The sequence below is a fragment of the Pseudomonas sp. AC070 genome, from assembly GCF_979258635.1.
The window spans coordinates 3,456,399-3,480,061 of record NZ_OZ409871.1 but is presented as its reverse complement, the minus strand read 5'-3'; the positions used below and the strand labels follow the sequence as shown (position 1 = coordinate 3,480,061).

The window sequence follows — 23,663 nt, the reverse complement described above, 5'->3', positions numbered from 1 at the left end:
GACGTTTGGGCGGGGTGAGGCTTGCGTAACGGCTTGCCCTCACCCCCTGCCCCTCTCCCGCAAGCGGTAGAGGGGTGCACAGCCGTTGAGTCTGTTTGGCTGAATTTAGAGAATTCTGACTTTTGGGTCAATAAAATATTTGACTCTTTGGTCAAGCAATCTGCGTGCCCGACAAGCCGGGATTTCCGACGGCGCCGTAAGGCCGGTCTTTCCTGGCTGTAAGTATTTTCCGGCCAACCAAACGTTGAGGTTTTTTTAACGAATTTTTGATCGTTGCGTTTCTAGCATCTGCCCCACTTGAATCTGGGCGGAACCGCACCGTGAACTCACTGCTTAAAGTAAAGGCCATACGCCCTGAATTGCTGACCCTGGTCGGCAGCGCCTTTTTGTTATTAGCCTGCAATTCCGTGCTCTGGGCGCATGTGTTCAGCATTACGCCGAGCACAGGCGCGGGTTTGATCACCCGCGTGGCCTTTGGTCTGATCGTGTTCACACTGTTTAATCTGGTGCTCACGCTGCTGGCGTTTCGCTGGGTGCTTAAGCCGGTGCTCACCGTGCTGCTGCTGATCAGCGCTGGCGTCGCCTACTTCATGAGCCAGTACGGCGTAGTCATCGACCTGAACATGCTGCGCAACGCCGCGCAAACCAACGCCACCGAAGTGCGTGACCTGTTGTCGCTCAAGTTGGCGGCCTATGTGCTGTTTTTGGGCATTCTGCCGGTGCTGTTGCTCTGGCGAATTCCGGTGAACTACCGCTCCTGGCCGCGTGAGCTGCTGAGCAAATTGCTGGTAACGGTGGGCTGCGTGGCCGTGTTGGGCGTGGTGGCGATGGCTAACTACCAAGGCTTGGCCTCGTTTTTCCGCAACCACCATGAGCTGCGCTTGATGGTGGTGCCGAGCAACTACGTGGGCGCTTCCTTCAACCTGCTGCGCGAGGAAATCGCCACCGGCAAGCAGCCGTTTCGCACCCTTGGCGAAGACGCGGTAAAAGCGCCGGCCTGGCAGAGCCATCGGCACAAGTCGTTAACCGTGCTGGTGGTCGGGGAGAGCGCCCGCGCCGACAACTTCGGCATTTTGGGCTACGACCGTGACACCACGCCAAAACTCAAAGCCCAGCCTGGCGTTATCGCTTACCCCAACGCCCATTCCTGCGGCACGGAAACCGCCGTGTCGGTGCCCTGCATGTTCTCCAACCTGGGCCGCAGCAACTACAGCGCGGGCAAAGCCTATTCCCAGGAAGGGCTGTTGGACGTGTTGAAACGCGCCGGCCTCAACGTGCAATGGCGTGACAACCAGTCCGGCTGCAAAGGCACCTGCGACCGAGTGAATTTCGTCGACGTCAGCGACCTCAAAGACCCGGCCCTGTGCGCCAACAGCGAATGCCACGATGAAATTCTGCTGCAAGGTTTGCAGAACACCCTCGACAACCTGAAAGACGACACCGTGCTGGTGCTGCACCAGATGGGCAGCCATGGCCCGGAATACTTCAAGCGCTACCCCAAAGCGTTCGAACAATTCACCCCGGTGTGCACCAGCAACGCGCTGAACGAGTGCTCGCGTGAAAGCATCGTCAACGGCTACGACAACACCATTCTGTACACCGACCACGTGCTCTCCAGCCTGATCGACGTATTGCGCGCCAACCAAGACAAAGTCGACAGCGCCATGCTGTACATGTCTGACCACGGCGAGTCGCTAGGCGAATACAACCTGTACCTGCACGGCACGCCGTACATGATGGCGCCCGACCAGCAGAAACACATCGGCATGCTGGCCTGGTTTTCCGACAGCTATCAGCAGGAATTTCAGCTCAACGCCGATTGCTTGAGAGGCCAGCGCGAGCAGCCGGTGAGCCAGGACAACCTGTTCAGCTCGATGCTTGGGTTGTTGCAGGTGAATACCAAGGTGTACGACAAGGGGCTGGATATGTTTGCTGGGTGCCGGACGTAACGACCGTTGTCCCCGACAGTCCCGCAGGCGGGCGAGGGGAGCGAATCGCGTACGGTCGAGTCCCCTCTCCCGCAGGCGGGCGAGGGGAGCGGAGCCGCGTACGGTTGAGTCCCCTCTCCCGTTTACGGGAGAGGGTTAGGGTGAGGGGCTTTTGATTTCAGATTTGCGTCGGGCCCGGCCCTCTCCCCCAGCCCCTCTCCCGCAGGCGGGCGAGGGGAGCAGAATCGCGTACGGTCGAGTCCCCTCGCCCGCTTGCGGGAGAGGGTTAGGGAGAGGGGCCTTTGATTTTAGCTTTGCGTTGGGCCCGGCCCTCTCCCCCAGCCCCTCTCCCGCAGGCGGGCGAGGGGAGCAGAATCGCGTACGGTCGAGTCCCCTCGCCCGCTTGCGGGAGAGGGTTAGGGTGAGGGGCCTTTGATTTTAGCTTTGCGTCGGGCCCAGCCCTCACCCCCGGCCCCTCTCCCGTAAACGGGCGAGGGGAGCAGAGCAGTTGAGTTTGTTAGGCCAACTGCGATTCACTCAACTGATGCTCTTCCCCCGCGTAATACGCCCGCACGCGCGGGTCCATCACCTTGCGCCATAGCGGCGGAAACAGGGCCAGCACAATCATTCCGGCATACCCATTGGGCAACTGCGGGCTGTCGTCAAAATGGCGCAGCACCTGATAGCGGCGCTTGGCGTAGGCGTGGTGGTCGGAGTGGCGTTGCAGGTGGAATAGGAACAGGTTGGTCAGCAGGAAATTGCTGTTCCATGAGTGATGCGGGTTGGTGCGTTCATACCGGCCGTTGGCTTGTTTACGGCGATGCAGGCCGTAGTGTTCGACGTAGTTGACGATCTCCAGCAGCGTCAGCGCGACAAACGATTGGCCGAGGAAAAACAGCGCGCCCATCCAGCCAAACGCCAGGCAGAAGCCGAGCAGAAACGCACTGCTGGTGGCGTACCACCAGATCAGCTCATTGCGCCAATGCAGAACCGGCAAACCACGGCGTTGCAGGCGCTCTTTTTCCAGCGCCCAGGCATTCAAAAAGTTGTGTTTGTAGGCGTGGGGCAGAAAGGCGTACAGGCTCTGGCCGAAGCGTGAAGAAGACGCGTCTTCGGGCGTGGATACATGCACATGATGGCCGCGCACATGCTCCACCTTGAAGCCGGCATAACACACCGCCGCCAGTAGCAAGCCGCCGGCGTTCTGTTCCAGTTGCGGGTCTTTGTGAATGAACTCGTGCGCCACGGTAATGCCGATGGCGCCCGTCACCGTGCCCACCGACAGAATCCAACCCAGCCGGCCGACCCAGCTCCACGCTTCGTAATACACGAACGCCCAGCCGGCCCACGCCAACATGCCCAGCAAAAACGGCACGGTGGCCAGCCTGAGCAGGCGGTAGTAGCCCTGTTTATCCATTTTCGGCACGTCGGCCACTTCATCGGGGTTGGCCGGGTCGCGGCCGACGATGGCGTCCAGAATCGGGATAACGCCGAAGACCACGGTCACCACCAGGTAGGCCCAGGCGTCGGCATGGGCGCTACCCAGCGACCAGTAATAACTCATGGGCACGCCCAGCACGGGGATCAGCCAAATCCAATAACCGGCTTTTTTCAGGGCGATCATCCAAGAGGAGGGCAGGAAAGCAAACATGGTGAGCTCCATTGTTTTTATGGGGGAGTCGACATCTGAAATTGTAGGACAATCACCTCCGCGAAAAGCCCTTCCAGGCCCCACCTTTTGGACGGCAAGCCGCTTGGCTGTAACGCTTGCCGCCGCTTGGAGCGGTAACACGCTGTGTTACACTCGCGCCCGTTTTGGCAAGCTACTGCGCTCGGTTTTGCGGCTTTGCAGCAGGTGAAAAAGCACAGTGGCTATAGCCTGCTTTTTGTCTTGGCGACCCGTCGCTCGCTACGCTTGCAACTACCTTTCCCCTAAGGACGCTTATGTTCAAAGCACCTGACAGCCTTGCCGAGCAAATTGCCCATCACCTGGCCGAGCGCATCATTCGTGGGGAACTGAAAGAGCGTGAGCGCATCCAGGAGCAGAAGGTCACCCTGGCGTTGAATGTCAGCCGGGGCTCGGTACGCGAAGCGCTGCTGATTCTCGAGCGTCGCCACCTGATCACCATTCTTCCGCGTCGTGGCGCGCACGTTAGCGAGCTGACGCCACATAACGTCAAAAGCCTCTATGCCCTGGTAATCGAGCTTTACATCCTGCTCGGTTACGCGGTGGCCGAGCGCTGGAAAACCGAGGCCGATCTGCAGCCTTTCGTGGCCATCCAGCAGCAGTTGATGGCCCACGCCGAAGCCCGCGATATCGACAGCTTTGTGCAGAGCAGCTTCGACGTCATGCGCGCTGCGTTCCCGTTCGCCAACAACCCGTATTTGCAAGAAACCCTGGAAAATCTGCTGCCGGCCATGAGCCGCACGTATCACCTGGCGCTGGAAAAACGCAAAAGCGAGATGAGCCAGTTCCTCAATGCCTTTGCCGGCTTGCTGCAAGCGGTGATCGCACGCGACCCGGCCCAGGCGCGCGAAACCCTCACGGCCTATAGCCAACACAACTGCCAGATGGTGCTTGCCGCCATGGCAGAACGCTAACCGTACCCGGCTAAGGACAGCGCGCTATGCGGCTCAAGTGCATCAAGCTGGCGGGGTTCAAATCCTTCGTCGACCCCACTACGGTGAACTTCCCCAGCAATATGGCGGCGGTGGTCGGGCCCAATGGCTGCGGCAAGTCCAATATCATCGACGCCGTGCGCTGGGTGATGGGCGAAAGCTCGGCGAAGAATTTGCGCGGCGAGTCGATGACCGACGTCATCTTCAACGGCTCCAACACGCGCAAGCCGGTCACCCAAGCCAGCATCGAGCTGATCTTCGACAACAGCGACGGCACCCTGGTGGGCGAGTACGCCGGCTACGCCGAAATCTCCATCCGCCGCCGCGTCACCCGCGACAGCCAGAACACCTATTTCCTCAACGGCACCAAATGCCGGCGCCGCGACATCACCGATATTTTCCTCGGCACCGGCCTGGGCCCGCGCAGCTACTCGATCATCGAGCAGGGCATGATCTCCAAGCTGATCGAAGCCAAGCCCGAAGACCTGCGCAATTTCATCGAAGAAGCGGCCGGCATTTCCAAGTACAAGGAACGCCGCCGCGAAACCGAAAACCGCATTCGCCGCACCCACGAAAACCTGGCGCGCCTGACCGACTTGCGTGAAGAACTGGAACGCCAACTCGACCGTCTGCATCGCCAGGCGCAGTCGGCGGAGAAGTACCAGGAATACAAAGCCGAAGAGCGTCAGCTCAAAGCGCAATTGTCGGCGCTCAAGTGGCAGGCGCTGAACGAGCAAGTGGGGCAGCGCGAAGCAATCATCGGCAACCAGGAAATCGGTTTCGAAGCCTTGGTGGCCGAGCAGCGCAACGCTGATGCCAGCATCGAGCGCTTGCGCGATGGCCACCACGAATTGTCTGAGCGGTTCAACCTTGTTCAGGGCCGTTTTTACTCCGTGGGCGGCGATATCGCCCGCGTCGAGCAAAGCATTCAGCACGGCCAGCAACGCTTGCGCCAGTTGCAAGACGACCTCAACGAAGCCGAACGCGCGCGCCTGGAAACCGAATCTCACCTGGGCCACGACCGCACCTTGCTCGCCACCCTCGGCGAGGAGTTGGCGCTGCTGGAGCCTGAGCAGGAAATCACCCACGCCGCCGCCGAAGAAGCCGCTGCCGCGTTGGAAGAATCCGAAAGCGCCATGCAGGGCTGGCAAGCCCAGTGGGACGATTTCAACCTGCGCTCCGCCGAGCCACGGCGCCAGGCCGAGGTGCAGCAGTCGCGCATTCAGCAATTGGAACAAAGCCTGGAACGCCTGGCCGAGCGCCAGCGTCGGCTGAACGACGAGCTGGTGTTGCTTTCGGCAGACCCCGAAGACGCCGCCATTCTCGAACTCAGCGAGCAAGTGGCCAGCAGCGAACTGACCCTTGAAGAGCTGCAACACGCCGAGCAGGCCATGGTGGAACGCCTGGAACAATTGCGTGGCGAACTGCTGCAAGCCGGTCAGGCGCAGCAGCAAGCCCAAGGCGAGCTGCAACGCTTGAACGGCCGCTTGGCCTCCCTGGAAGCGCTGCAACAAGCCGCGCTCGACCCTGGCAAGGGCACCGCCGACTGGCTGCGCGAACAACAACTCAACGGACGTCCACGGCTCGCCGAAGGCTTGCGGGTCGAAGCCGGCTGGGAGCTGGCGGTGGAAACCGTGCTAGGCGCCGATCTGCAAGCCGTGTTGCTGGACGATTCGCAGCAGCTAGGTGCGCTCGATTTCGTTAGCTTCGACCAAGGTGATCTGCGCCTGCTCAGTCCCGCCAAGGGCGGCGCGCGGGTGGCTGGCAGCCTGCTCGATAAAGTCGAAGCCAGTGTCGATCTGGCGCCCTGGCTGGGTAAGGTCAAACCGGTCAACACGCTGGATGACGCGTTGACGCGTCGCGCGCAGTTGGGCGAGGGCGAGAGCCTGATCAGCCGCGATGGCTACTGGGTCGGCCGGCACTTTCTACGGGTACGTCGCGCCAGCGAAGCCGAAAGTGGCGTGCTGGCCCGCGGTCAGGAAATTGAGCGGTTGGGGCTTGAGCGCGATGAGCGTGAAGCCAACCTGGCGAGCCTCGACGAACGCTTGCAAACGCTGCGCGAAACCCAGCAGCAACATGAACAAAGCCGCGAAGAACAACGGCGCCGTCTGCAAGACGAAGCGCGCCGTCAGGGCGAGCTGAAGGCGCAATTGTCTGCAGGCCAAGCCAAGGTCGAACAACTGACCCTGCGCCGTCGTCGGCTTGACGAAGAACTGGTTGAGTTGGGCGAGCAGCGCGCCATCGAGGCCGAACAGCTCGGCGAAGGGCGTCTTCAGCTGCAAGATGCGCTCGACGCCATGGCCCTCGACACCGAACAACGCGAAGTATTGATGGCCCAGCGCGACGCCCTGCGCGAACGCCTCGACCGTGTGCGCCAGGAAGCCCGCCAGCATAAAGACCATGCGCACCAGTTGGCCGTGCGCCTCGGCTCGCTCAAGGCGCAACACGACTCCACGCGCCAGGCGCTTGAGCGTCTGGAATTGCAGGCCGAACGCCTGCACGAAAAACGTGAGCAGCTGAACCTCAACCTCGACGAGGGCGCCGCGCCGCTGGAAGAGCTGCGCATGAAGCTCGAAGAGTTGCTCGACAAACGCATGGGTGTGGAAGACGAACTGAAGTTCGCCCGCCTGGCCCTGGAAGACGCCGACCGTCAACTGCGCGACGCCGAAAAGCGCCGCACCTCGGCCGAGCAGCAGTCGCAATTGCTGCGCACCCAGCTGGAACAGCAGCGCATGGAATGGCAATCGCTGACCGTGCGCCGCAAAGCCATTCAGGACCAGCTGCTGGAAGACAACTACGACCTGCACGGCGTGCTGGGCACGTTGCCGAGCGAGGCCAACGAAAAGTCCTGGGAAGAAGAGCTCGAGCGCCTGGCCGCGCGTATTCAAAGGTTGGGGCCGATCAACCTGGCCGCCATCGACGAGTACCAACAGCAGGGCGAGCGCAAGCGCTACCTCGATGCGCAGGACGCCGACCTGGTTGAAGCGCTAGACACCTTGGAAAACGTGATCCGCAAAATCGACAAAGAAACCCGCAACCGCTTCAAAGAAACCTTCGACCAAATCAACGGCGGGTTGCAGGCCCTGTTCCCGAAAGTGTTTGGCGGCGGCAATGCCTACCTGGAACTGACCGGCGAAGACTTGCTCGATACCGGCGTTACCATCATGGCGCGCCCGCCAGGCAAGAAGAACAGCACCATCCACCTGTTATCCGGTGGCGAAAAGGCACTCACCGCGTTGGCCCTGGTGTTTGCCATTTTCAAACTCAATCCGGCACCGTTTTGCATGCTCGACGAAGTGGATGCGCCGCTGGACGACGCCAACGTTGGGCGTTATGCGCGGCTAGTAAAAGAGATGTCCGAGACGGTGCAATTCATCTATATCACCCACAACAAAATCGCCATGGAAATGGCCGATCAGTTGATGGGCGTAACAATGCATGAACCTGGCTGCTCGCGGCTTGTCGCAGTAGATGTCGAAGAAGCCTTGGCTTTGGTGGAGGCATAACGCGTACAGCGGTGTAAAGTTGCCTTTCGTCGTGCTAGCTTATTGCCCACTATTTTTTATATGCGGGAAATGTCTGTCAGAACATGGAGTTGATACACGCAGGCTGAAGTTCTGACGGCAGTTTTTATCGGATCATCGGGTTGAGTCACAGGGCGGATGCCCTTCTTTATTATTATTTTTTCAGGGGCTACAGAATTACATGGAAATCGGTCTGCGGGAGTGGCTGATCGTCATCGGCATCATTGTTATCGCTGGCATTCTGTTTGATGGCTGGCGGCGCATGCGCGGTGGTAAAGGCAAGTTGAAATTCAAGTTGGACCGCAGTTTCTCCAACCTTCCGGACGATGACGGCGCCCCTGAACTGCTGGGCCCGCCGCGTGTTCTCGACCGCCACACTGAACCCAAAGTCGAAGAAGAAGATTTGCCGGCCATGAGCCCGCGCGAATTGAATCGTCGTCGCGGCAAAGTGGTTGAGCCAAGCCAGGGCGATTTGAATTTGGGCATCGAAGAGCCGGTGCCGACCCTGCTTAATCCGGTTGATGACGTTGAGCCGAAAAAACGTAATCCCAGCGTGCCGCAAGAAAGCAAAGATCTTCCGCCCGTTGAAGAAGTGTTGGTCATCAACGTAGTTGCCCGCGAGGGCGAGGGCTTTAATGGCCCGGCACTGTTGCAGAACATTTTGGAAAGTGGCCTGCGTTTCGGCGAGATGGATATTTTCCACCGTCACGAAAGCATGGCCGGCAATGGCGAAGTGTTGTTCTCCATGGCCAACGGGGTTAAACCCGGCACGTTTGACTTGGACGACATCGACCACTTCAGCACCCGCGCCGTGAGTTTCTTCCTTGGCTTGCCGGGGCCACGTCATCCGAAACAGGCATTTGACGTGATGGTCGCTGCGGCCCGTAAGTTGGCCCATGAATTGAGCGGCGAATTGAAAGATGACCAACGCAGTGTGATGACTGCGCAAACCATCGAACACTATCGCCAGCGCATCGTTGAATTCGAGCGCAAAGCGCTGACCAACAAGCGCTGATAGCCGGCCGCTGTTTTTTGTAGGAACGAGCTTGCTCGCGAAGCTGTTAGAGCAATCGCCAGCAAGCTACCTCCTACGCAGATCTAGAATGACTGAGCAGCTTCGGCTGCTCTTTTTCGTTTCGAGACTTCCGTTATGACCGACGCCCAAACCGCCGCCACCCGTATCGCCCAACTGCGTAGCGAGTTGGACATGCACAACTACCGCTACCACGTGCTGGACGAACCGAGCATTCCGGACGCCGAGTACGACCGCCTGTTCCACGAACTGAAGGCGCTGGAAGCCGAACACCCGGAACTGGTCAGCCCCGACTCGCCCACGCAACGCGTCGGCAGCCTGGCGCAATCGGCCTTTGGCGAAGTGAAGCACGAGGTGCCGATGCTCAGCCTCGGCAACGCCTTCGCCGAAGAAGACCTGCTGGATTTCGACCGCCGCGTTCGTGAAGGCCTGGCCGATGAACTTCCGGCTGGCGACCTGTTCGGTGCCGGTGCCACGGTGGAGTACAGCTGTGAACCTAAGCTCGATGGCCTGGCCGTAAGCCTGCTATACCGCGACGGCAAACTGGTGCGCGGCGCCACGCGCGGCGACGGCAGCACCGGCGAAGATATCAGCGCCAACGTGCGCACGGTGCGCAACATTCCGCTCAAACTCCACGGCAGCGGCTGGCCCAGCGTGCTGGAGGTGCGTGGCGAAGTGTTTATGTCGCGCGCCGGCTTCGAACGCCTGAACGCCAGCCAGTTGGAGCAGGGCGGCAAGACTTTCGCCAACCCGCGCAACGCCGCCGCTGGTAGCTTGCGCCAGCTGGACTCCAGCATCACCGCCAAGCGCCCGCTGGAATTCTGCTGCTACGGCATCGGCCAGGTGCAAGGCGAATTACCCGACACGCACATAGGCATTCTCAATGCGCTCAAAGACTGGGGCATGCCCATCAGTCGCGAGTTGAAATTGGCCAAGGGTGCGCAGGAATGTTTGGACTACTACCGCGCCATCGGCGAGAAGCGCGACGCGCTGGCCTACGAAATCGACGGCGTGGTGTTCAAGGTCAACAACCTGGCTTGGCAGCGCGAGCTGGGCTTTCGCGCCCGTGAACCGCGCTGGGCCATCGCCCATAAATTCCCCGCCAGCGAAGAACTCACCGAATTGCTCGCCGTGGAATTCCAGGTCGGCCGCACCGGCGCGGTTACGCCGGTGGCGCGCCTGCGGCCGGTAAAAGTGGCCGGCGTGATGGTCGCCAACGCCACGCTGCACAACATGGACGAAGTGGCGCGCCTGGGCGTGATGGTCGGCGATACCGTGATCATCCGCCGTGCCGGCGACGTGATTCCGCAGGTGGTGCAAGTGGTGCTCGACCGCCGGCCCGCCGATGCCAAACCCTTGCACGTGCCGGAGCAGTGCCCGGTGTGCGGCTCGCACGTGGAGCGCACGCAACTGATCAAACGCAGCAAAGGCCGCGAAACCATCAGCGAAGGTGCTGTGTACCGCTGCGTCGGCCGCCTGGCGTGTGGCGCTCAGCTCAAGCAGGCGATCATCCACTTCGTTTCGCGCCGCGCCATGGACATCGACGGGCTGGGCGACAGAACCATCGAGCAATTGGTGGACGAAGGCCTGATCCATTCGCCGGCTGATCTGTACAAACTGACCTTCGAACAGATCGTCGAACTCGAAGGCTTCGCCGAGCTGTCGAGCAAAAACCTGCTGGCTGCCATCGAAAACAGCCGCAAGCCTGACCTGGCGCGCTTCATCTTTTCCCTCGGCATTCCCGACGTCGGCGAAGAAACCGCCAAGGTGCTGGCCCGGTCGTTGGCCTCGGTGGCGCGCATCAAACAAGCGTTACCCGAAGTACTCACCTACCTGCCAGACGTGGGCTTGGAAGTGGCCTATGAAATTCACGAATTCTTCAGCGACAGCCACAACCAGAGCGTGATCGAGCAGCTTGAACAGGTGCTCGATATTCAGGGCCAGGGCGAACTGGGCGCCGAGTATGCCGCCAGCACCACCCTGGCCGGGTTGCTCGACAAACTGCATATTGCTTCCGTTGGCCCCACCGGCGCGAAGACCCTGGCGGCGAAGTTTGGCGAGTCGCTGCAAAAAGTGCTCGAGGCCGACTGGCTGGACCTGCGCCAAGCCCTAAGCGAAAAACCCGCCAATGCCGTGCGCGAGTTCTTCGCCGTCGCGGAAAACCGCGAACGTGCCCTGAAAATAGAAGCGCAGCTGCGCGAATTTGGCATGCACTGGGACAGTGAAAAGCGCGTGGTCGAAGGGCTGCCGCTGGCCGGGCAAACCTGGGTGCTGACTGGCAGCCTGGAAATCATGAGCCGCGACATTGCCAAGGAAAAACTGGAAAGCCTGGGCGCCAAGGTGGCGGGCTCGGTATCGGCGAAAACCACCTGCGTGGTAGCCGGGCCGGGGGCGGGTTCGAAGCTGGCCAAGGCCAATGAGCTGGGTGTGAAGGTGCTCGACGAAGCCGAGTTTTTGCAGGCGTTGGCGGGGTATGGGATTCAGGCGTAGAGCCGAGGGTTGCAGGAAATCGCGGCTAAAGCCGCTCCTACAGGTGGTGCAATGTAGGAGCGGCTTTAGCCGCGATGCTTTACAGCCAATCCTCAGTTAATCGCGTCATTCAACGCTTTGGCCGGCACGTACTTGATCACTTTCTTCGCGGCAATTTCGATTGCCTTGCCGGTCTGCGGGTTGCGGCCGGTGCGGGCAGGGCGGTCGGCGACTTTCAGTTTGCCGATGCCCGGCAAGGTGATTTCGTCGTAGTTCTCCAGCGCGTCGCTGACGATCTCGCTCAGTTGCTCCAACACCGCGCGAACGGTCGCCTTGGAGGCGTCGGTGGCTTCGGCGATATCGCTGATCAACTGGTCTTTGCTCATGGCCATGCTGGCTGTTCCTTTAAACGATTACTGAAAGGGTGCTGCGCGAAAGCCGGCACGCTAGCACAAAAGCCCTGAGCAATCAGGCACCTCGGGTATTTTTCCCTCTGACCTTCAGGCACCGCGAATGCTGGCCGATAGCCTGGCAAGCGTGGCGCGCGACAACGCTTCCAGAAAGCCTGCAGCGCGCCCGATAAAAACGCGGCGAGCGTCTACGCTTGCAATTAGTTGTCCTGTCGCTTGGAGAATCATCATGCTGCGCGTGTTTGCCGACTTGGGGTTTCGCTGGAAAATCGCCTTGCCCATTCTGGTGCTGGCTGTGTTGTTGGTGCTGATGGGCGTGCTCGGCGTGCGAGGCATCACCCATGTGGCTGACTCCAGCGGCAAACTGACCAACCGTTATTTGCCCGCCATCAGCCTGCTGCTCAACGCCGATCGCGATCTTTACCAAGCCTTTGTGGCCGAGCGCAGCCTGCTCGACGAAGCCGCTGGCGAGCACATCAATGGGCTGAAAAGCTCCCACGCCGAAAATTTGCAACAAGCCTACGACCGCGTACACAAGTACGCCGCCATGGACCCCAGCCCGGAAGCCAAAGCGCTGGTCGCCCAGTTCGATCAGGGCTACGCCACGTGGAAAGCCACCACGCTACAAGTCGTGCAACTGGCAAGTAGCGACCCCGACGCCGCCAGCGCGCTGAGCTTCGGCACCAGCGAAACGCAGTTCGACGCCATGCGCGACGCCATCGACAAACTCGGTGAGCTCGAAGACAACGCCGCCAACGCCGAAGGCACCGCCGCCATTACCCAAGGCCAAGAACTCAGCTGGCAGCAAGGCGGCATCGTCGCGTTCGGCCTGCTGGTGTGCCTGATTCTGGTGGTGGGCTTCCCGATTCTGGTGACTCGTCCGCTGGAAAACCTGTTGCATCGCATTGAACAAATCGCCGATGGCGACGGCGATTTGCGCGTGCGTCTGGACGTGTTGTCCCGCGATGAATTGGGAAAACTCAGCGCGGCGTTCAACCGTTTCCTCGACAAGCTGCAGCCACTGATCAAAGAGGTTGGCCGCGTTACCGGCGAAGTGGCGGCCTCCGCGCAAAACCTGGCCGGCATGGCCGCCGCCAACGACCGCTTGATCAGCAGCGAACACGCCGCCGTCGACCAGGTCAGCACCGCCGCCACCGAAATGAGTGCGGCGGTCAACGAAGTGGCGCGCAACGCCCAGAATGCCGCCGACGCCGCGCGCACTGCCGAAGTGCAATCGCGCGAAGGCGCTCAGGTGGTCGGCGCGACCATTAGTGCCATGCGTCAACTGGCCCAGGAAGTGGAAAGCGCTTCCGGCACCATCCAGACCCTTGAACAGGAAACCGCCAACATCGGCGCTGTGCTGGCGGTGATCAAAGGCATCGCCGAACAGACCAACTTGCTCGCGCTGAACGCTGCTATCGAAGCCGCGCGGGCAGGGGAGCAGGGGCGAGGTTTTGCTGTGGTCGCCGACGAAGTGCGCGCCCTGGCCGCCCGCACGCAAGACTCGACCAAAGACATTCAGAACATGATCGAACGCCTGCAAGTGGGCGTGCAGAACGCGGTGAAGGCGATGGACTCGGGCAGCATCAAAGCGCGGGACAGCGTCGACCGCGCGGCGGGTGTCGACCAGATTCTGTCCGAATCCAGCGACTCGGTCGGACGCATCAATGACATGGCCGCGCAAATCGCCACGGCCTGTGAGGAACAGAGCAGCGTCACCGAAGAAATCGCCCGCAACATCAGCGACATTCGCGAACTCTCCAACGAAGCGGCGAGCACTTCGGAGCGAAGCACCGAGGCGAGTCAGCGGCTGTCGGAGTTGTCTTCGGGATTGGCGAAATTGGTCGGCAGCTTCCGCGTTTAGCGCGCGCTTGTCGTAGGAGCCCCTTGGTGGCTCCTACAGCACAGTTGACATAGCTCAGCTCAATACTTAACCGCCAATTTACGTATGGATTTGATAGCGTCCCGGTCATCTGGCTTTTCTACCGTGCGAGCTCCCTTCATCGCCACGGAACCGCCATGAAACCTGTCTTTCTGCGCCTGACCTTAACCCTCGCCGCCGCCTGGCTGGCACCCGCTGTCCACGCCAGCGGGCTCGCCGATTTCACCCTGACCCCCAACGCCGCCATTTCCGGCTATAACCGCGAGAACCTCACAGCCGTTACTACGCAGCAATGCGCCGATGCTTGCCAGAGCACCGAACGCGCTGGCTGGTGCGTGTCGTTCGACTTCAACCGAACCACCAGCGCCTGTGACCTCAGCGACAAACGCGCCAGCGACGTGGGCGGGCTGAAAACCGACTACAGCGGCAACCCCTACGACCACTACTCGCTCAAGCCAGACCCGCTGGTAAATTTCTCGCGCGTCACCAACGCCGCCATTTCGGGCTACAACGTCGAGAATCTGAAAAACGTCACGCCTAAAGACTGCGCAGCCGCCTGCACCGACGCCAGCCGCAGCAGCTGGTGTAAATCCTTCGACTTCAACAAAACCACCAGCGCCTGCGACCTCAGCGACAAACGCGCCAGTGACGTCGGCGGGCTGAAAACCAACTACGCCGGCAACCCGTACGACCACTATTTTCTGGTAGCCGGTGAAGGCATCGCCAACCCGGTGCCCGGCAACAAACACGTGCTGATTATTGGCATGGACGGCCTGCGCGGCGATGCCTTGTTCTGCCCGGGCTGCGCGGCCACGCCAGCCCTCAGTGCGCTGGCCGATGGCGGCGCCTTTCACCGCAACGTATTGGCTGGCGGCGTGCAAGACACCTTCAGCGGCCCTGGTTGGGCCACCGCCTTCACCGGGTTCTGGGCCAGCGCTCATGGCGTAACCAGCAACGCCACCGACCTGCCCATGCTCAAGCCGCACGTGTTCGACCTGCTCAAGCAGCGCTACCCAACGGCCACCGTCGGCGTGGTGGGCGACTGGTTCAACATTACCCACAACCTCAAGCCCGTGGGGGCCGACTTTGTGGTCGCCAACAGCGCGAAAAATTCCCAGCAGGCCACCGACACCGTGAAGGGCTGGCTTGGCTGGAAGAACCCACCGACCGCGATTTTCTACTACCTGCACAACGTCGACATTCACGCCGCCAGCTACGAGCCGTTGAACGCGTTCTACCAGAGCAAAATCCGCGGCGAAGATACGCAAATTCAACAAGTGCTCGACACCCTGGCTGCGCGCCCGAACTACGCCAACGAAGAATGGCTGATCGTGGTTGCCTCCGATCATGGCGGCACCGGTAGCGGTCACGGCGGCCAGAGCGCTGGCGAGCGCAGCACCATCCTGATCCTCAACAATAGCTACCAGAACCCTGGCAAAACCGCGTACTGCGTCGGCGATCTGAGCGCCACCCCACTCTTGCAAGTGGATGGCGTGACGCCGCACGTCCTCGACTTCCTCGGCCTGCCGAACGCCACCGCCGGGCATAAATACGCCGGCTGCGGCCAATAGGGCGTGCATCGCAAGTGCTTGTAGTGGATGCGTTTTTAAACCGCACGAGGCGGTTGTAAGTTCTAAACAAGCCGGTACAATGGCGCGGCCTTCAGCCTTGAAGGCACGCGTTATGGTGACCCCCATCGGTCCCCCCGCAACGATTACCCGTTAACCTGGTCAGGTCCGGAAGGAAGCAGCCACAGCGGGAACATTGTGTGCCGGGGTGTGGCTGGTGGGGGTTGCCTCCAGTCTTCTATCTGGTTGATTTATAAAGGTTTTTCGCTCCGAAACCACACGGTGGTACAAGGAGTGATACAACCGTGTCGACCGTCCCAACCTACCTTTTGTTATCCCGCCACTCGGTCTACTACTTCCGAATCGTGGTGCCGGATGTTCTTCGCCCATTGTTTCCCCGCAGGGAGATACGGCGCTCCCTCCAGACCCGCTGCAGACGCGAAGCTTTGATACGTGGACGGGAGCTATTGCTCCAGGTTCAGCGGCTCTTCACCGAGGCGTTTCAGGGCATCAAGCCTGCCGTCGAGCGGCTGCGTGGAGCGTGGGAGTCGGGCGGCAAAAGGGTCGCCAGCTGGGCGCTGTGGCTGCGACAACAGCAGCTCGAATCGTTGTCCTCACGCGTGCTGCCGGCATGGTCCGAAAGGCCCGCAGAACCGCCTCAGACGCTCGCTCCTGTTAAACCCATACCAGTGCAGCAGGAAGCTCCCTGCGCCCCTCTAACGCTGCTCCAGGTGGCTGACGAACACCTCAAGAACCAGGAGCGCGAAGGCCTACCTATCAAGACCCTGGATGACAAGCGCGCCGTCGCGACGTTGTGCGCCCGAATCATCGGCGATCTGCCCATTGACCAAGTAACCCGCAAGCACGCCCACCAGTTCAAGGAGACCGCCCTCAAGCTGCCGCCCCGTATGCACCAGTTGCCTGCGCAGCCACTTGAGAAAACCATCGCGGAGGCTAAGACCACCATCAGCCTGACCACCTTCAACAACTACGTGAAGAACCTGACGTCGTTCTTCAACTACGCCGTCCGAGAGGGCTACTGCCCACGTAACCCATTCCTTGGGCTGCGAGTACGGCAGCGGCGGAAGGTCAGTGAAGAACGCAGTGCGTTTTCTACCGAGGACCTGCAGAAGCTGTTCAGCAAGGTGACCTACGCACCGAAGAACTCCCCTCAGCCGCACAAGTACTGGCTGCCACTCCTGGGGCTGTATACCGGCGCACGGATGAATGAGCTTTGCCAGCTCTACCTGGACGACGTGGTCACAGTGAATGGCATTCAGTGCATCCACTTCCGTGAAACCAGGCCGGACCAGAAGCTGAAGACGGTAGGTTCCGAGCGCCTGCTGCCGATCCACTCCAAGCTGCGGGAGTTGGGGTTCCCTGAGTTCATCAAGGCACAGCAAGATCTCGGTCACCAACGGGTATTCCCGGAGCTGACCTGCCACAAGAAGCATGGCTATAGCGCGGCGCCATCGAAGTGGTTCACCCGTGTGCGGGAGCTGCACGGCTTCCGGGATGACGGCGCGAAGAAGGACTTTCACAGCTTCCGCCATACATTGGCCGACCACCTGAAGCAGAAGGGCGTGGCTGAGGCTTTGGTCGGTGGCGTTCTGGGGCACCTTACTGGGGGGATTACGTTCGGCCGGTATGGGAAGGACTTCAGGCCGGAGGTGCTGGTCGACGTGATAGAACAAGTCAGTTTGGAGTCGTTCTAGGTCGGACCAATGGTGGGGACGGCTCCCGAGACAGCGGCATGCTTGAGCAGGTGGTCATTCCGTCTTGCTTCGCTCGTCAATCATCGTGAACTCCCGGCCTTCAAACATCGCCTCAATCTCCGGGTCCATGTCCGTTATGTCTGCGTCGGGAACGGCGTACTCGGCGAGTGTCCCGTATTCAATACGGTTGCGGATAGGCTCAAGGCGAGCATGGGGCTGTCCGTCCTTGGTGACGATAATCGAATCCCCTGGGGCTAGGGAGTTCACGATGGCTTCCAGGTCCTGCTGCAGGTCAGCTACGTCGATTTCCTTGCTGGTCATATAGCGCTCTCTCCAACATGCGGTCACTAAAGCCTACGTCACCAAAGGCGCGGGCGCTATGGACGCGCTGATAGCTGGACCAGGTTGTACAGGCTGAACGTTGAGTTTCCTGGTGAAAACAACAGGGGGCCGAAGACACAGGCCTCCGCCAAGGGACCCCGTGAGGGGCCCCAGGTATCGACTACGCGTTGGCCATGGGCTCTGCGCTGGTCTTTACACGATACGGCTTCTGAAACATAGCTGCGTTCTCCGCCAAGGTGTTGGCCTTCTCGTTGCCTGGATGGCCGCTGTGGCCCTTCACCCAGCCAATGCTGACCTGATGAAAGCTCAGCAAGCTGTCGACCTCAAGCCACAGGTCCGAGTTGTCCAATGGCCTGTTCCCAGGTTTCTTCCAACCTCGAGCTTTCCACCCCTCCATCCATTCATTGATGCCCCTCACGACGTACTGACTGTCGGAGTAGACCTCGAACTGGGCCGGCTTCTTAACGGCCTTCAGGGCCATGATGAAGGCGGTTAGCTCAGCCCTTTGATTGGTCTGGCGTTCGCCATCGAGGGGACCGGCGATTTCCAGGGTTACACCCTGAGGGTTGCGCAGGAGGGCGCCCCAACCGCCACGCGCATTGGCCTTGCCGTTGTTGATGCAGGCGCCGTCGACGTATGCGGTGTAGGTGTTTGTGGTCATGTTGATGTTCCTTGTGGTGTATGGATGTGAGTAGTCCCGCAGCCTCGGGATCGAGGACGCGTGATAGGGGACGGTGGTTGGTTATGGAGCGGGTGAGACCTGGTTGGCGGACCAATTCCCGACATACATATAGGTGGTCCGCTCTGGCGGAGGACCAAGTCATTGCGGGGGTGGAACTAGGTCAGGGCGGTCGTGGAAGACGGGCAGTCGCGCAGCGGCTGTCGGCTTTCCGAAGAGACCAAGCACAGTAACGCGGATTGAGGATGAGGGTGGATGGACTACAAACCAGGTCATCCTGGTCTTCCCCCTCCAGTGTCTTACTGTTGGTACGGCTCTACGGCCCCAGCCAGCCGCTACGCGACTGCCTGTGCCGCGCCGTCCCTCTGTGGTCTGTCAAAGGAGGACGCCGTCCTAGGCCGTAGGCCCTCATGGTCTCCCTTAGGTGCATCTTCTTTAAAGTATGCGGCGTTAATTCGGTGGTCAGGATCGAAGGCGTCTTCACCTAGGTCTGTGCGCAGCTTGGCGAGGTCTTCCCGTGAGGGCGGCGACACGTCGTCCAGCAGCTCAAGGTGGGTTGCGCGGATATCCTTTTCATAGGCAGCGTTAACAAACTCGTCTTCTGGCAAGCCCATTTCGTAGACCAGCTTCTTCGGTCGTGACTTCAACAGGAAGGGCATGGCCAACTCGATGGCTTTGACGTAGCGCTGGGCCTGTCGTGCCTTTGTCCCGATGATAGCCGCGACGCTTTCGGTCGTGACCTCTTCGACCTCCTCCAGGACGACCATCAAGGACCGCACGGATAGCGGCTTGGACGATCCCCCTTCACCTATTGGTCGGTCGTGCCAGTCAAGGCGGGCGATCCCTTCAATGATTTCCGCCGAGAAGTATGGGTATCGGCTGTAGCCGGTTGTCGGGCCAATCAGCCCGCAGAAGGGGTTGGTTACCCGCTTGGCTGGTCTTCCTCGCTGGCCGGCGGGTTTGGTTTTTGGCACTGTCGACTGTTTGATACTCCGCTCGGCCTGCTTTGCTTGATGCTGTTGGATGAGACGGTCGGCGTTCGCTGCAAGCCTTGCCGACAGTGCGCCAAGCTCAAACGGGGTCAATAGCAAGGCTTCAGGCTGCTGCAGTGATTCCGGCTTCATGTGGACGTTCATGCCTTGGCCATCCGTGTCCGCATTATTGGACCTATGGCGAACCAGCACGGCTCCTCCCGGTCGGTCTTAGCGAGGTCAAGGAGGTCGCCATCGTCCCAGGCAAGGCCGGCGGCCAGGACTAGGTCCATTGCTTCAGCAAGGCGTGTGTCGCGGCGTTTACGTGTGCCTAGGGCCTTGGCCAGGGTGGTCAGCCGGCTTAGATGGTCGGAGCGAAGGTGCAGGTTGAGGCGCACCAGCTTCTGTGGGGTGTTCATGGATAGAGGTCCTTTTTGATAGGTGTGCGAGTACGCCCCGCCTGGGTGAGTCCGAGCAGGGGGCGGGTCGCTTTCAGTGAGGGTTTCTGTGCAGCAGGCAGCTCAGGATGGCTGCCGAAGGTGCTAGATGAGGCGGGCAAGCCGGTTGGTAGCCCTTAGACTGGCCGTATTGTTTTGGCGCGACGAAGGACCGGATCGTTGGGGCTCTTCTGCGCAAGATGGCTGTCTGTGCTTAGACTGGCAGTAATTCAGGTCAGGCTATGGTGAGATGTAGGAAAATGAGTCCTTCACGCCGGCTTCGTCTGCGATTCGGCAGCCTTCCGCGTCCTGAAGACCGTCGCGCGGTCGATGCCTAGAAGGCGTCCGATCTCAGTGTCCCCGCGACCTTCGGCCTTCATGGCCAGAATCTGCTCTTGCAGCGGCAACCCCTTAGGCTTGCGGCCCTTGTATTTCCCATCACGCTTGGCCTTGTCGATGCCTTCTCGCTGCCGCTCCAGCATCATCTCGCGCTCGAACTGGGCTACCGAGCCGAGGACATTGAGCATGAGGCGCCCTGCTGCTGTGGTGGAGTCGATGCCCATGCCGAGGATATTCAGTCCGGCGCCGAGGTCGTCCAAGTGTTTCAGTATCTCGCCTAAGTGATGCACGCTTCGGGCTAGTCGATCCAACTTCGTGACAACCAGGACGTCTCCCGGGCGAAGGTCGGCCAGCATCTTCTCTAGTTCGGGTCGAGCAGCAACGGAAGAGACCTGCTCCTGGTAGATACGCCCCACACCTGCAGCAGTTAGCTCTCTTTCCTGTGCTTCAAAGCCAGCTGCTTGCTCCAGTGTCGACGTTCGTGCGTATCCGATCCGCATGGCGGGTTCTCCGTTGTTTAAGTGTTGCAATGAAATCTAAAGATGTGAAAAGCATGATGTTGCAGAATAGCAAAGTCAACTTCTGTGCAACAGATCCTGCAACAGTTCACGTCGTTGCACTGGGGCAAGGTCCAACGCAACGGTGAGCCACATGTCGCAGTGACGCGCGCATCGAAGGGTATTCAGGCGCTCGCCATACCTTCGATGGACTTGCAGCTGGCTGGTTGGCTTTAGAGGGGCAGTAAGTAGCGTCGGAGGGGGAGAGCGGCGGGGCTGAAGGGGAGCGAGGGGTGTCGTTACGGTAAGACAGGTGGTAAATCCTGGCTGACGTGAAACGGAGCTGCAGTGGGGGGCAGAGGGGGGGGACTGCGCACTTCACTATATACAAAGGCCGTTCAGATTTTTGATCCAAAACATGCCCTGCCATACGGCGCCCGCCGATAAGGCAAACTACCCAGCCCCCCGAAGGATTGCACAACTGGAGAAAGGCTTATGGACAGGCAGTACACCTCAGATACGTTCTATCACATGGTCGGTTTCGGCATTTTGAAGGACGACAACATTGCACCTGAAGAGAAGCAGGAAAGGTGCTTCGAGATGTTGAAGTTCGTCCTTGGCTTCGGCTTCATCGCAGGTAGAAATGCGGACGGTGACTTTGTCAAAAAGGAGGGCTTGGTCAGTGTCACCACCAACCCGAAGGGCCACCTCCGAAATGGCGACTTCGGCGGCTTTCTGGTGAAGGGTGACATCACCTGCTATGCCGACATTCCGCTGGACTGCATTGCCCTGCATGCGAGCAAGTACGGAACGTTCGGGTTCGGGGTCTCAGCCAGGCATTTGGTAGCCTTGGGTGCTAGACCTGTTAGCTATGTGCCTGTTCAGAACAACGGCGGGGTGTTCCCTACCTACATAGGCGGAGGGCTTCTGGACAATATGACCGATGAGATAAAGCGGGTTTATGCCGAAGTAGATGCCTGGGAGGATGAGCACAATCCGGCAGACGAATCGGGGATATCGACTGTCGAAAATCCGCACCCCTGGTCCGGGCTGAACAACATGCTCACTAGGGACGTTGCCGCGTACATCAAACCCTATGACAGCAGTCTCCCCTTTGACCATCCAGAGTGCTACTACATGGAGCGAGAGTGGCGCTTGCTTGGCAATGTAGAAATAGCGCCTCCCAAGGTAACCACAATCATCGTGGCCAAGGGGTATGCCCAAAGGCTTCTCGATGAAGTCCCCAGTGCGTCGCGGTTTCAGATAAAGGAAGTGCGCTGACACGACGGACTACCGGCCTGCCGGTATGGCTCATAAGGTTTATTTAATGAGCCAGGAGTTCCTGTAGCTAGCGCAGAGGGTTTGGGGGTATCGACAGCGATTGGGGATAGCGTTGACTACCTACAATGTAGTACTTATAGGCGTATGGCCTAAGGACAGCATACGCCGTTGTCTTTTGTAAACTGGTAGTTAAGGAAGACGCATGAAAATTTTCAGTATAAGAATAAAAAACTTCCGTACAATTACGACTGAGCAAGTTTTGAACATATCTGATGGTATTACTCTAATAGGTCCGAATAACTCAGGGAAAACAAACGCGCTTTTAGCTCTGTACTATTTTTTTACAGGTCATGAAAATAAATATAATTATGATCCCGAGCGCGACTTACCTTTTGGCTCAAAGAAAATTCAAACAAGTCTAACGTGTTTTTTTCATGCTGATCCTGACGCGGATAAAGAAATAATAGAAAAATTGAAGAAACTTCGCCAAATGCTTAAGGTCCCAAAGGTCGAAGCGTCGGAAAACGTGTTTTCTATAAATGTCTATTTCAATCGTGCGCTTCCTGTGTATCAAGTTTATCCTGGAGCAAAAAAAGCGGAAGGTAAGTCACCTCAGTACTCCACCATGCAAAAAGCAATAATCACAAGTGTGCTAGATTTTTTTCAGTGTTATTACATTCCCTCAAATAAATCGATTGCTCAGCTCTATGACGAATTTGTATCGCCTTTTGTGAAAAAGAAAGTTGCGGTCGCTCTTAGTGCTTATGACGAAAATATTCGAGCCAGCATATCATCCTTGACGGATAGTATGAATGTTGAGTTGGCATCCTCTGGTCTAAGCCATAAAGATGCAAAGGTTAGCGCTTTTCTCGAATACCCCAAAAATTCATTAGAGCATCTCATTTCCGGCTTTGAGTTGATGGTGAGTGATAATAGTAAAAGTTCAATTTTTACGAAAGGTATGGGGCTACAGTCGGCAGTGTTACTTTCATCTTTTAAGTGGATAACGCAACAAAGCCCTGACAAGTCGATAATTTGGCTAATCGAGGAGCCAGAAACTTATATGCATCCGTCCCTCGCATATCAAAGCTCTAAAATACTCGATCAGCTTTCTGAAGTTTCTACAGTTATCAAGACGACTCACTCATTGAGTTTTATGCCTCAATCTGTAGCAGGTGTACAGGGTGTTACTATTGGCTCACGTGGAGTTGGAACACGCCTAAGCAGCTATGGCTCTCTCCAAGCTGCAACAGAGGATATCAGGGTCTCCCTAGGCGTAAAGTTCTCCGATTATTTCGGGCTGACGAATCTTAATATCTTCGTAGAAGGAGAGACAGATATAACTTATCTGATCGAAGTTGCTCTTCACGCTCAGCATGCACTCGGGAAAAAGCTTTTGCTCGCGTCGGACGTTTTGCAGTATCGAGAGTTTGGTGGGGTGACAGAGCTTAAGGGGTTTTTAAGAGCAAACTACGAGCTGATACGGAAAGAGGTTGCTGTCGTTTCACTGTTTGACGGAGATGACGCTGGGCGTAAAAGTGTGCAGGAGCTATCAGGATATTTCGGCAAGAAAAACTGTTTCCACGGAAATATTGATTACGTCGTAGTGCCAAATAAGGTAGCAATTGAAGGGCTATTTCCTGATGAATGGATAGTGGATCTTAGTAAAAGCAATCCGGGTTGGTTTGAGTTCTACATTCCTGATGCCGCCGGCGGGGTAAGCGAGTTCAAAGTTTCAGGTATACATAAGAAACAGTTTATGGAAGCGATGGTTGAGAGGATGGATGATGCTACTGATTACGGTTTTCTTGAGAAATTTGAGCCTGTAATAGAAACGCTAGAGAGCGCTTTGCGAGCGGGTATAAAACGGCTATGGCCGAAAGGCGCCCTGCATCAGGAGTGGAATGACGACGATTTATGATGTGAAATTGATAGTTTAAGGTTTTCTTATTCTTTAATGCAGGGGGCA

The 23,663-nt window shown here is 58.6% G+C and carries 17 protein-coding genes, 1 other RNA gene and 1 pseudogene; 12 read left to right on the top strand and 7 right to left on the bottom strand.

Annotated features, from left to right (window positions below):
- The first annotated feature begins 329 nt into the window (after window positions 1-329).
- Window positions 330-1,949: a phosphoethanolamine transferase gene (locus ACZZ0Q_RS15580; protein ID WP_463542313.1), complete on the top strand. Its 1,620-nt coding sequence runs from the start codon at window positions 330-332 to the stop codon at window positions 1,947-1,949.
- A 496-nt stretch (window positions 1,950-2,445) separates the two neighbouring features.
- Here ACZZ0Q_RS15580 and ACZZ0Q_RS15575 read toward each other — a convergent pair whose 3' ends face one another.
- Window positions 2,446-3,579: an alkane 1-monooxygenase gene (locus ACZZ0Q_RS15575; protein ID WP_463541680.1), complete on the bottom strand. Its 1,134-nt coding sequence runs from the start codon at window positions 3,577-3,579 to the stop codon at window positions 2,446-2,448.
- 293 nt (window positions 3,580-3,872) lie between these two features.
- Here ACZZ0Q_RS15575 and ACZZ0Q_RS15570 point away from each other — a divergent pair, with 293 nt between their 5' ends.
- From ACZZ0Q_RS15570 to ligA, 4 genes are all read left to right on the top strand, one after another.
- Window positions 3,873-4,529 (top strand): GntR family transcriptional regulator, encoded by a 657-nt coding sequence (locus tag ACZZ0Q_RS15570; protein WP_463541681.1) that lies wholly within the window; start codon window positions 3,873-3,875, stop codon window positions 4,527-4,529.
- Window positions 4,530-4,555: 26 nt separating this feature from the next.
- Window positions 4,556-8,053, top strand: coding sequence for a chromosome segregation protein SMC (smc, locus tag ACZZ0Q_RS15565; protein ID WP_463541682.1), 3,498 nt, complete (start codon window positions 4,556-4,558; stop codon window positions 8,051-8,053).
- 199 nt (window positions 8,054-8,252) lie between these two features.
- Window positions 8,253-9,086, top strand: coding sequence for a cell division protein ZipA (gene zipA, locus ACZZ0Q_RS15560; protein WP_122496915.1), 834 nt, complete (start codon window positions 8,253-8,255; stop codon window positions 9,084-9,086).
- Between the two features lie 135 nt (window positions 9,087-9,221).
- Window positions 9,222-11,594: an NAD-dependent DNA ligase LigA gene (gene ligA, locus ACZZ0Q_RS15555; protein WP_463541683.1), complete on the top strand. Its 2,373-nt coding sequence runs from the start codon at window positions 9,222-9,224 to the stop codon at window positions 11,592-11,594.
- 92 nt (window positions 11,595-11,686) lie between these two features.
- On the opposite strand, the gene ACZZ0Q_RS15550 is transcribed toward ligA, so the two are convergent.
- On the bottom strand, window positions 11,687-11,965 hold the full coding sequence (locus tag ACZZ0Q_RS15550; RefSeq protein WP_463541684.1) for an HU family DNA-binding protein: 279 nt from the start codon (window positions 11,963-11,965) through the stop codon (window positions 11,687-11,689).
- A 121-nt stretch (window positions 11,966-12,086) separates the two neighbouring features.
- On the opposite strand from ACZZ0Q_RS15550, the pseudogene ACZZ0Q_RS15545 reads away from it, so the two are divergent.
- The 5 genes and pseudogenes from ACZZ0Q_RS15545 to ACZZ0Q_RS15525 all read left to right on the top strand — a co-directional run.
- Window positions 12,087-12,941, top strand: a pseudogene (locus tag ACZZ0Q_RS15545) (MCP four helix bundle domain-containing protein); the annotation flags it as partial.
- A 126-nt stretch (window positions 12,942-13,067) separates the two neighbouring features.
- Window positions 13,068-13,847, top strand: a complete 780-nt coding sequence (locus tag ACZZ0Q_RS15540; RefSeq protein WP_463561028.1) for a methyl-accepting chemotaxis protein — start codon at window positions 13,068-13,070, stop codon at window positions 13,845-13,847.
- Window positions 13,848-14,002: 155 nt separating this feature from the next.
- Entirely contained in the window at window positions 14,003-15,436 is a 1,434-nt protein-coding gene (locus ACZZ0Q_RS15535; protein WP_463541685.1) for a PAN domain-containing protein, read from the top strand.
- Between the two features lie 123 nt (window positions 15,437-15,559).
- An RNA gene (ffs, locus tag ACZZ0Q_RS15530) (signal recognition particle sRNA small type) lies at window positions 15,560-15,656 on the top strand.
- 82 nt (window positions 15,657-15,738) lie between these two features.
- A complete protein-coding gene (locus tag ACZZ0Q_RS15525; RefSeq protein WP_463560733.1) occupies window positions 15,739-17,148 on the top strand; it encodes a DUF6538 domain-containing protein in 1,410 nt (469 codons plus the stop codon).
- Window positions 17,149-17,202: 54 nt separating this feature from the next.
- On the opposite strand, the gene ACZZ0Q_RS15520 is transcribed toward ACZZ0Q_RS15525, so the two are convergent.
- The 5 genes from ACZZ0Q_RS15520 to ACZZ0Q_RS15500 all read right to left on the bottom strand — a co-directional run bounded on the left by ACZZ0Q_RS15520 (window position 17,203) and on the right by ACZZ0Q_RS15500 (window position 20,416).
- On the bottom strand, window positions 17,203-17,469 hold the full coding sequence (locus tag ACZZ0Q_RS15520; protein ID WP_463541686.1) for a type II toxin-antitoxin system Phd/YefM family antitoxin: 267 nt from the start codon (window positions 17,467-17,469) through the stop codon (window positions 17,203-17,205).
- A gap of 181 nt (window positions 17,470-17,650) precedes the next feature.
- Window positions 17,651-18,151 carry a ribonuclease H family protein gene (locus ACZZ0Q_RS15515; RefSeq protein ID WP_463541687.1) on the bottom strand — a complete coding sequence of 167 codons (501 nt, stop codon included), beginning with the start codon at window positions 18,149-18,151 and terminating at the stop codon, window positions 17,651-17,653.
- Between the two features lie 353 nt (window positions 18,152-18,504).
- Window positions 18,505-19,305 (bottom strand): hypothetical protein, encoded by an 801-nt coding sequence (locus ACZZ0Q_RS15510; protein WP_463541688.1) that lies wholly within the window; start codon window positions 19,303-19,305, stop codon window positions 18,505-18,507.
- Window positions 19,302-19,559, bottom strand: a complete 258-nt coding sequence (locus ACZZ0Q_RS15505; protein ID WP_463541689.1) for a hypothetical protein — start codon at window positions 19,557-19,559, stop codon at window positions 19,302-19,304. The genes ACZZ0Q_RS15510 and ACZZ0Q_RS15505 overlap by 4 nt, the downstream gene beginning before the upstream one ends.
- 287 nt (window positions 19,560-19,846) lie before the next feature.
- Window positions 19,847-20,416 carry a recombinase family protein gene (locus tag ACZZ0Q_RS15500; protein ID WP_463541690.1) on the bottom strand — a complete coding sequence of 190 codons (570 nt, stop codon included), beginning with the start codon at window positions 20,414-20,416 and terminating at the stop codon, window positions 19,847-19,849.
- Window positions 20,417-20,908: 492 nt separating this feature from the next.
- Here ACZZ0Q_RS15500 and ACZZ0Q_RS15495 point away from each other — a divergent pair, with 492 nt between their 5' ends.
- A complete protein-coding gene (locus ACZZ0Q_RS15495) occupies window positions 20,909-21,694 on the top strand; it encodes an abortive infection system antitoxin AbiGi family protein (protein ID WP_463541691.1) in 786 nt (261 codons plus the stop codon).
- 202 nt (window positions 21,695-21,896) lie between these two features.
- Window positions 21,897-23,615: an ATP-dependent nuclease gene (locus ACZZ0Q_RS15490; RefSeq protein ID WP_463541692.1), complete on the top strand. Its 1,719-nt coding sequence runs from the start codon at window positions 21,897-21,899 to the stop codon at window positions 23,613-23,615.
- Window positions 23,616-23,663: the final 48 nt, after the last annotated feature.

What these genes read in the sequence shown, in the direction of transcription:
- ACZZ0Q_RS15575 (WP_463541680.1), bottom strand. Translation starts at nt 3,579, where the DNA reads ATGTTTGCTTTCCTGCCCTCCTCTTGGATGATCGCCCTGAAAAAAGCC.
- ACZZ0Q_RS15570 (WP_463541681.1), top strand. Translation starts at nt 3,873, where the DNA reads ATGTTCAAAGCACCTGACAGCCTTGCCGAGCAAATTGCCCATCACCTG.
- smc (WP_463541682.1), top strand. Translation starts at nt 4,556, where the DNA reads ATGCGGCTCAAGTGCATCAAGCTGGCGGGGTTCAAATCCTTCGTCGAC.
- zipA (WP_122496915.1), top strand. Translation starts at nt 8,253, where the DNA reads ATGGAAATCGGTCTGCGGGAGTGGCTGATCGTCATCGGCATCATTGTT.
- ligA (WP_463541683.1), top strand. Translation starts at nt 9,222, where the DNA reads ATGACCGACGCCCAAACCGCCGCCACCCGTATCGCCCAACTGCGTAGC.
- ACZZ0Q_RS15550 (WP_463541684.1), bottom strand. Translation starts at nt 11,965, where the DNA reads ATGGCCATGAGCAAAGACCAGTTGATCAGCGATATCGCCGAAGCCACC.
- ACZZ0Q_RS15540 (WP_463561028.1), top strand. Translation starts at nt 13,068, where the DNA reads ATGGCCGCCGCCAACGACCGCTTGATCAGCAGCGAACACGCCGCCGTC.
- ACZZ0Q_RS15535 (WP_463541685.1), top strand. Translation starts at nt 14,003, where the DNA reads ATGAAACCTGTCTTTCTGCGCCTGACCTTAACCCTCGCCGCCGCCTGG.
- ACZZ0Q_RS15520 (WP_463541686.1), bottom strand. Translation starts at nt 17,469, where the DNA reads ATGACCAGCAAGGAAATCGACGTAGCTGACCTGCAGCAGGACCTGGAA.
- ACZZ0Q_RS15515 (WP_463541687.1), bottom strand. Translation starts at nt 18,151, where the DNA reads ATGACCACAAACACCTACACCGCATACGTCGACGGCGCCTGCATCAAC.
- ACZZ0Q_RS15510 (WP_463541688.1), bottom strand. Translation starts at nt 19,305, where the DNA reads ATGAACGTCCACATGAAGCCGGAATCACTGCAGCAGCCTGAAGCCTTG.
- ACZZ0Q_RS15505 (WP_463541689.1), bottom strand. Translation starts at nt 19,559, where the DNA reads ATGAACACCCCACAGAAGCTGGTGCGCCTCAACCTGCACCTTCGCTCC.
- ACZZ0Q_RS15500 (WP_463541690.1), bottom strand. Translation starts at nt 20,416, where the DNA reads ATGCGGATCGGATACGCACGAACGTCGACACTGGAGCAAGCAGCTGGC.
- ACZZ0Q_RS15495 (WP_463541691.1), top strand. Translation starts at nt 20,909, where the DNA reads ATGGACAGGCAGTACACCTCAGATACGTTCTATCACATGGTCGGTTTC.
- ACZZ0Q_RS15490 (WP_463541692.1), top strand. Translation starts at nt 21,897, where the DNA reads ATGAAAATTTTCAGTATAAGAATAAAAAACTTCCGTACAATTACGACT.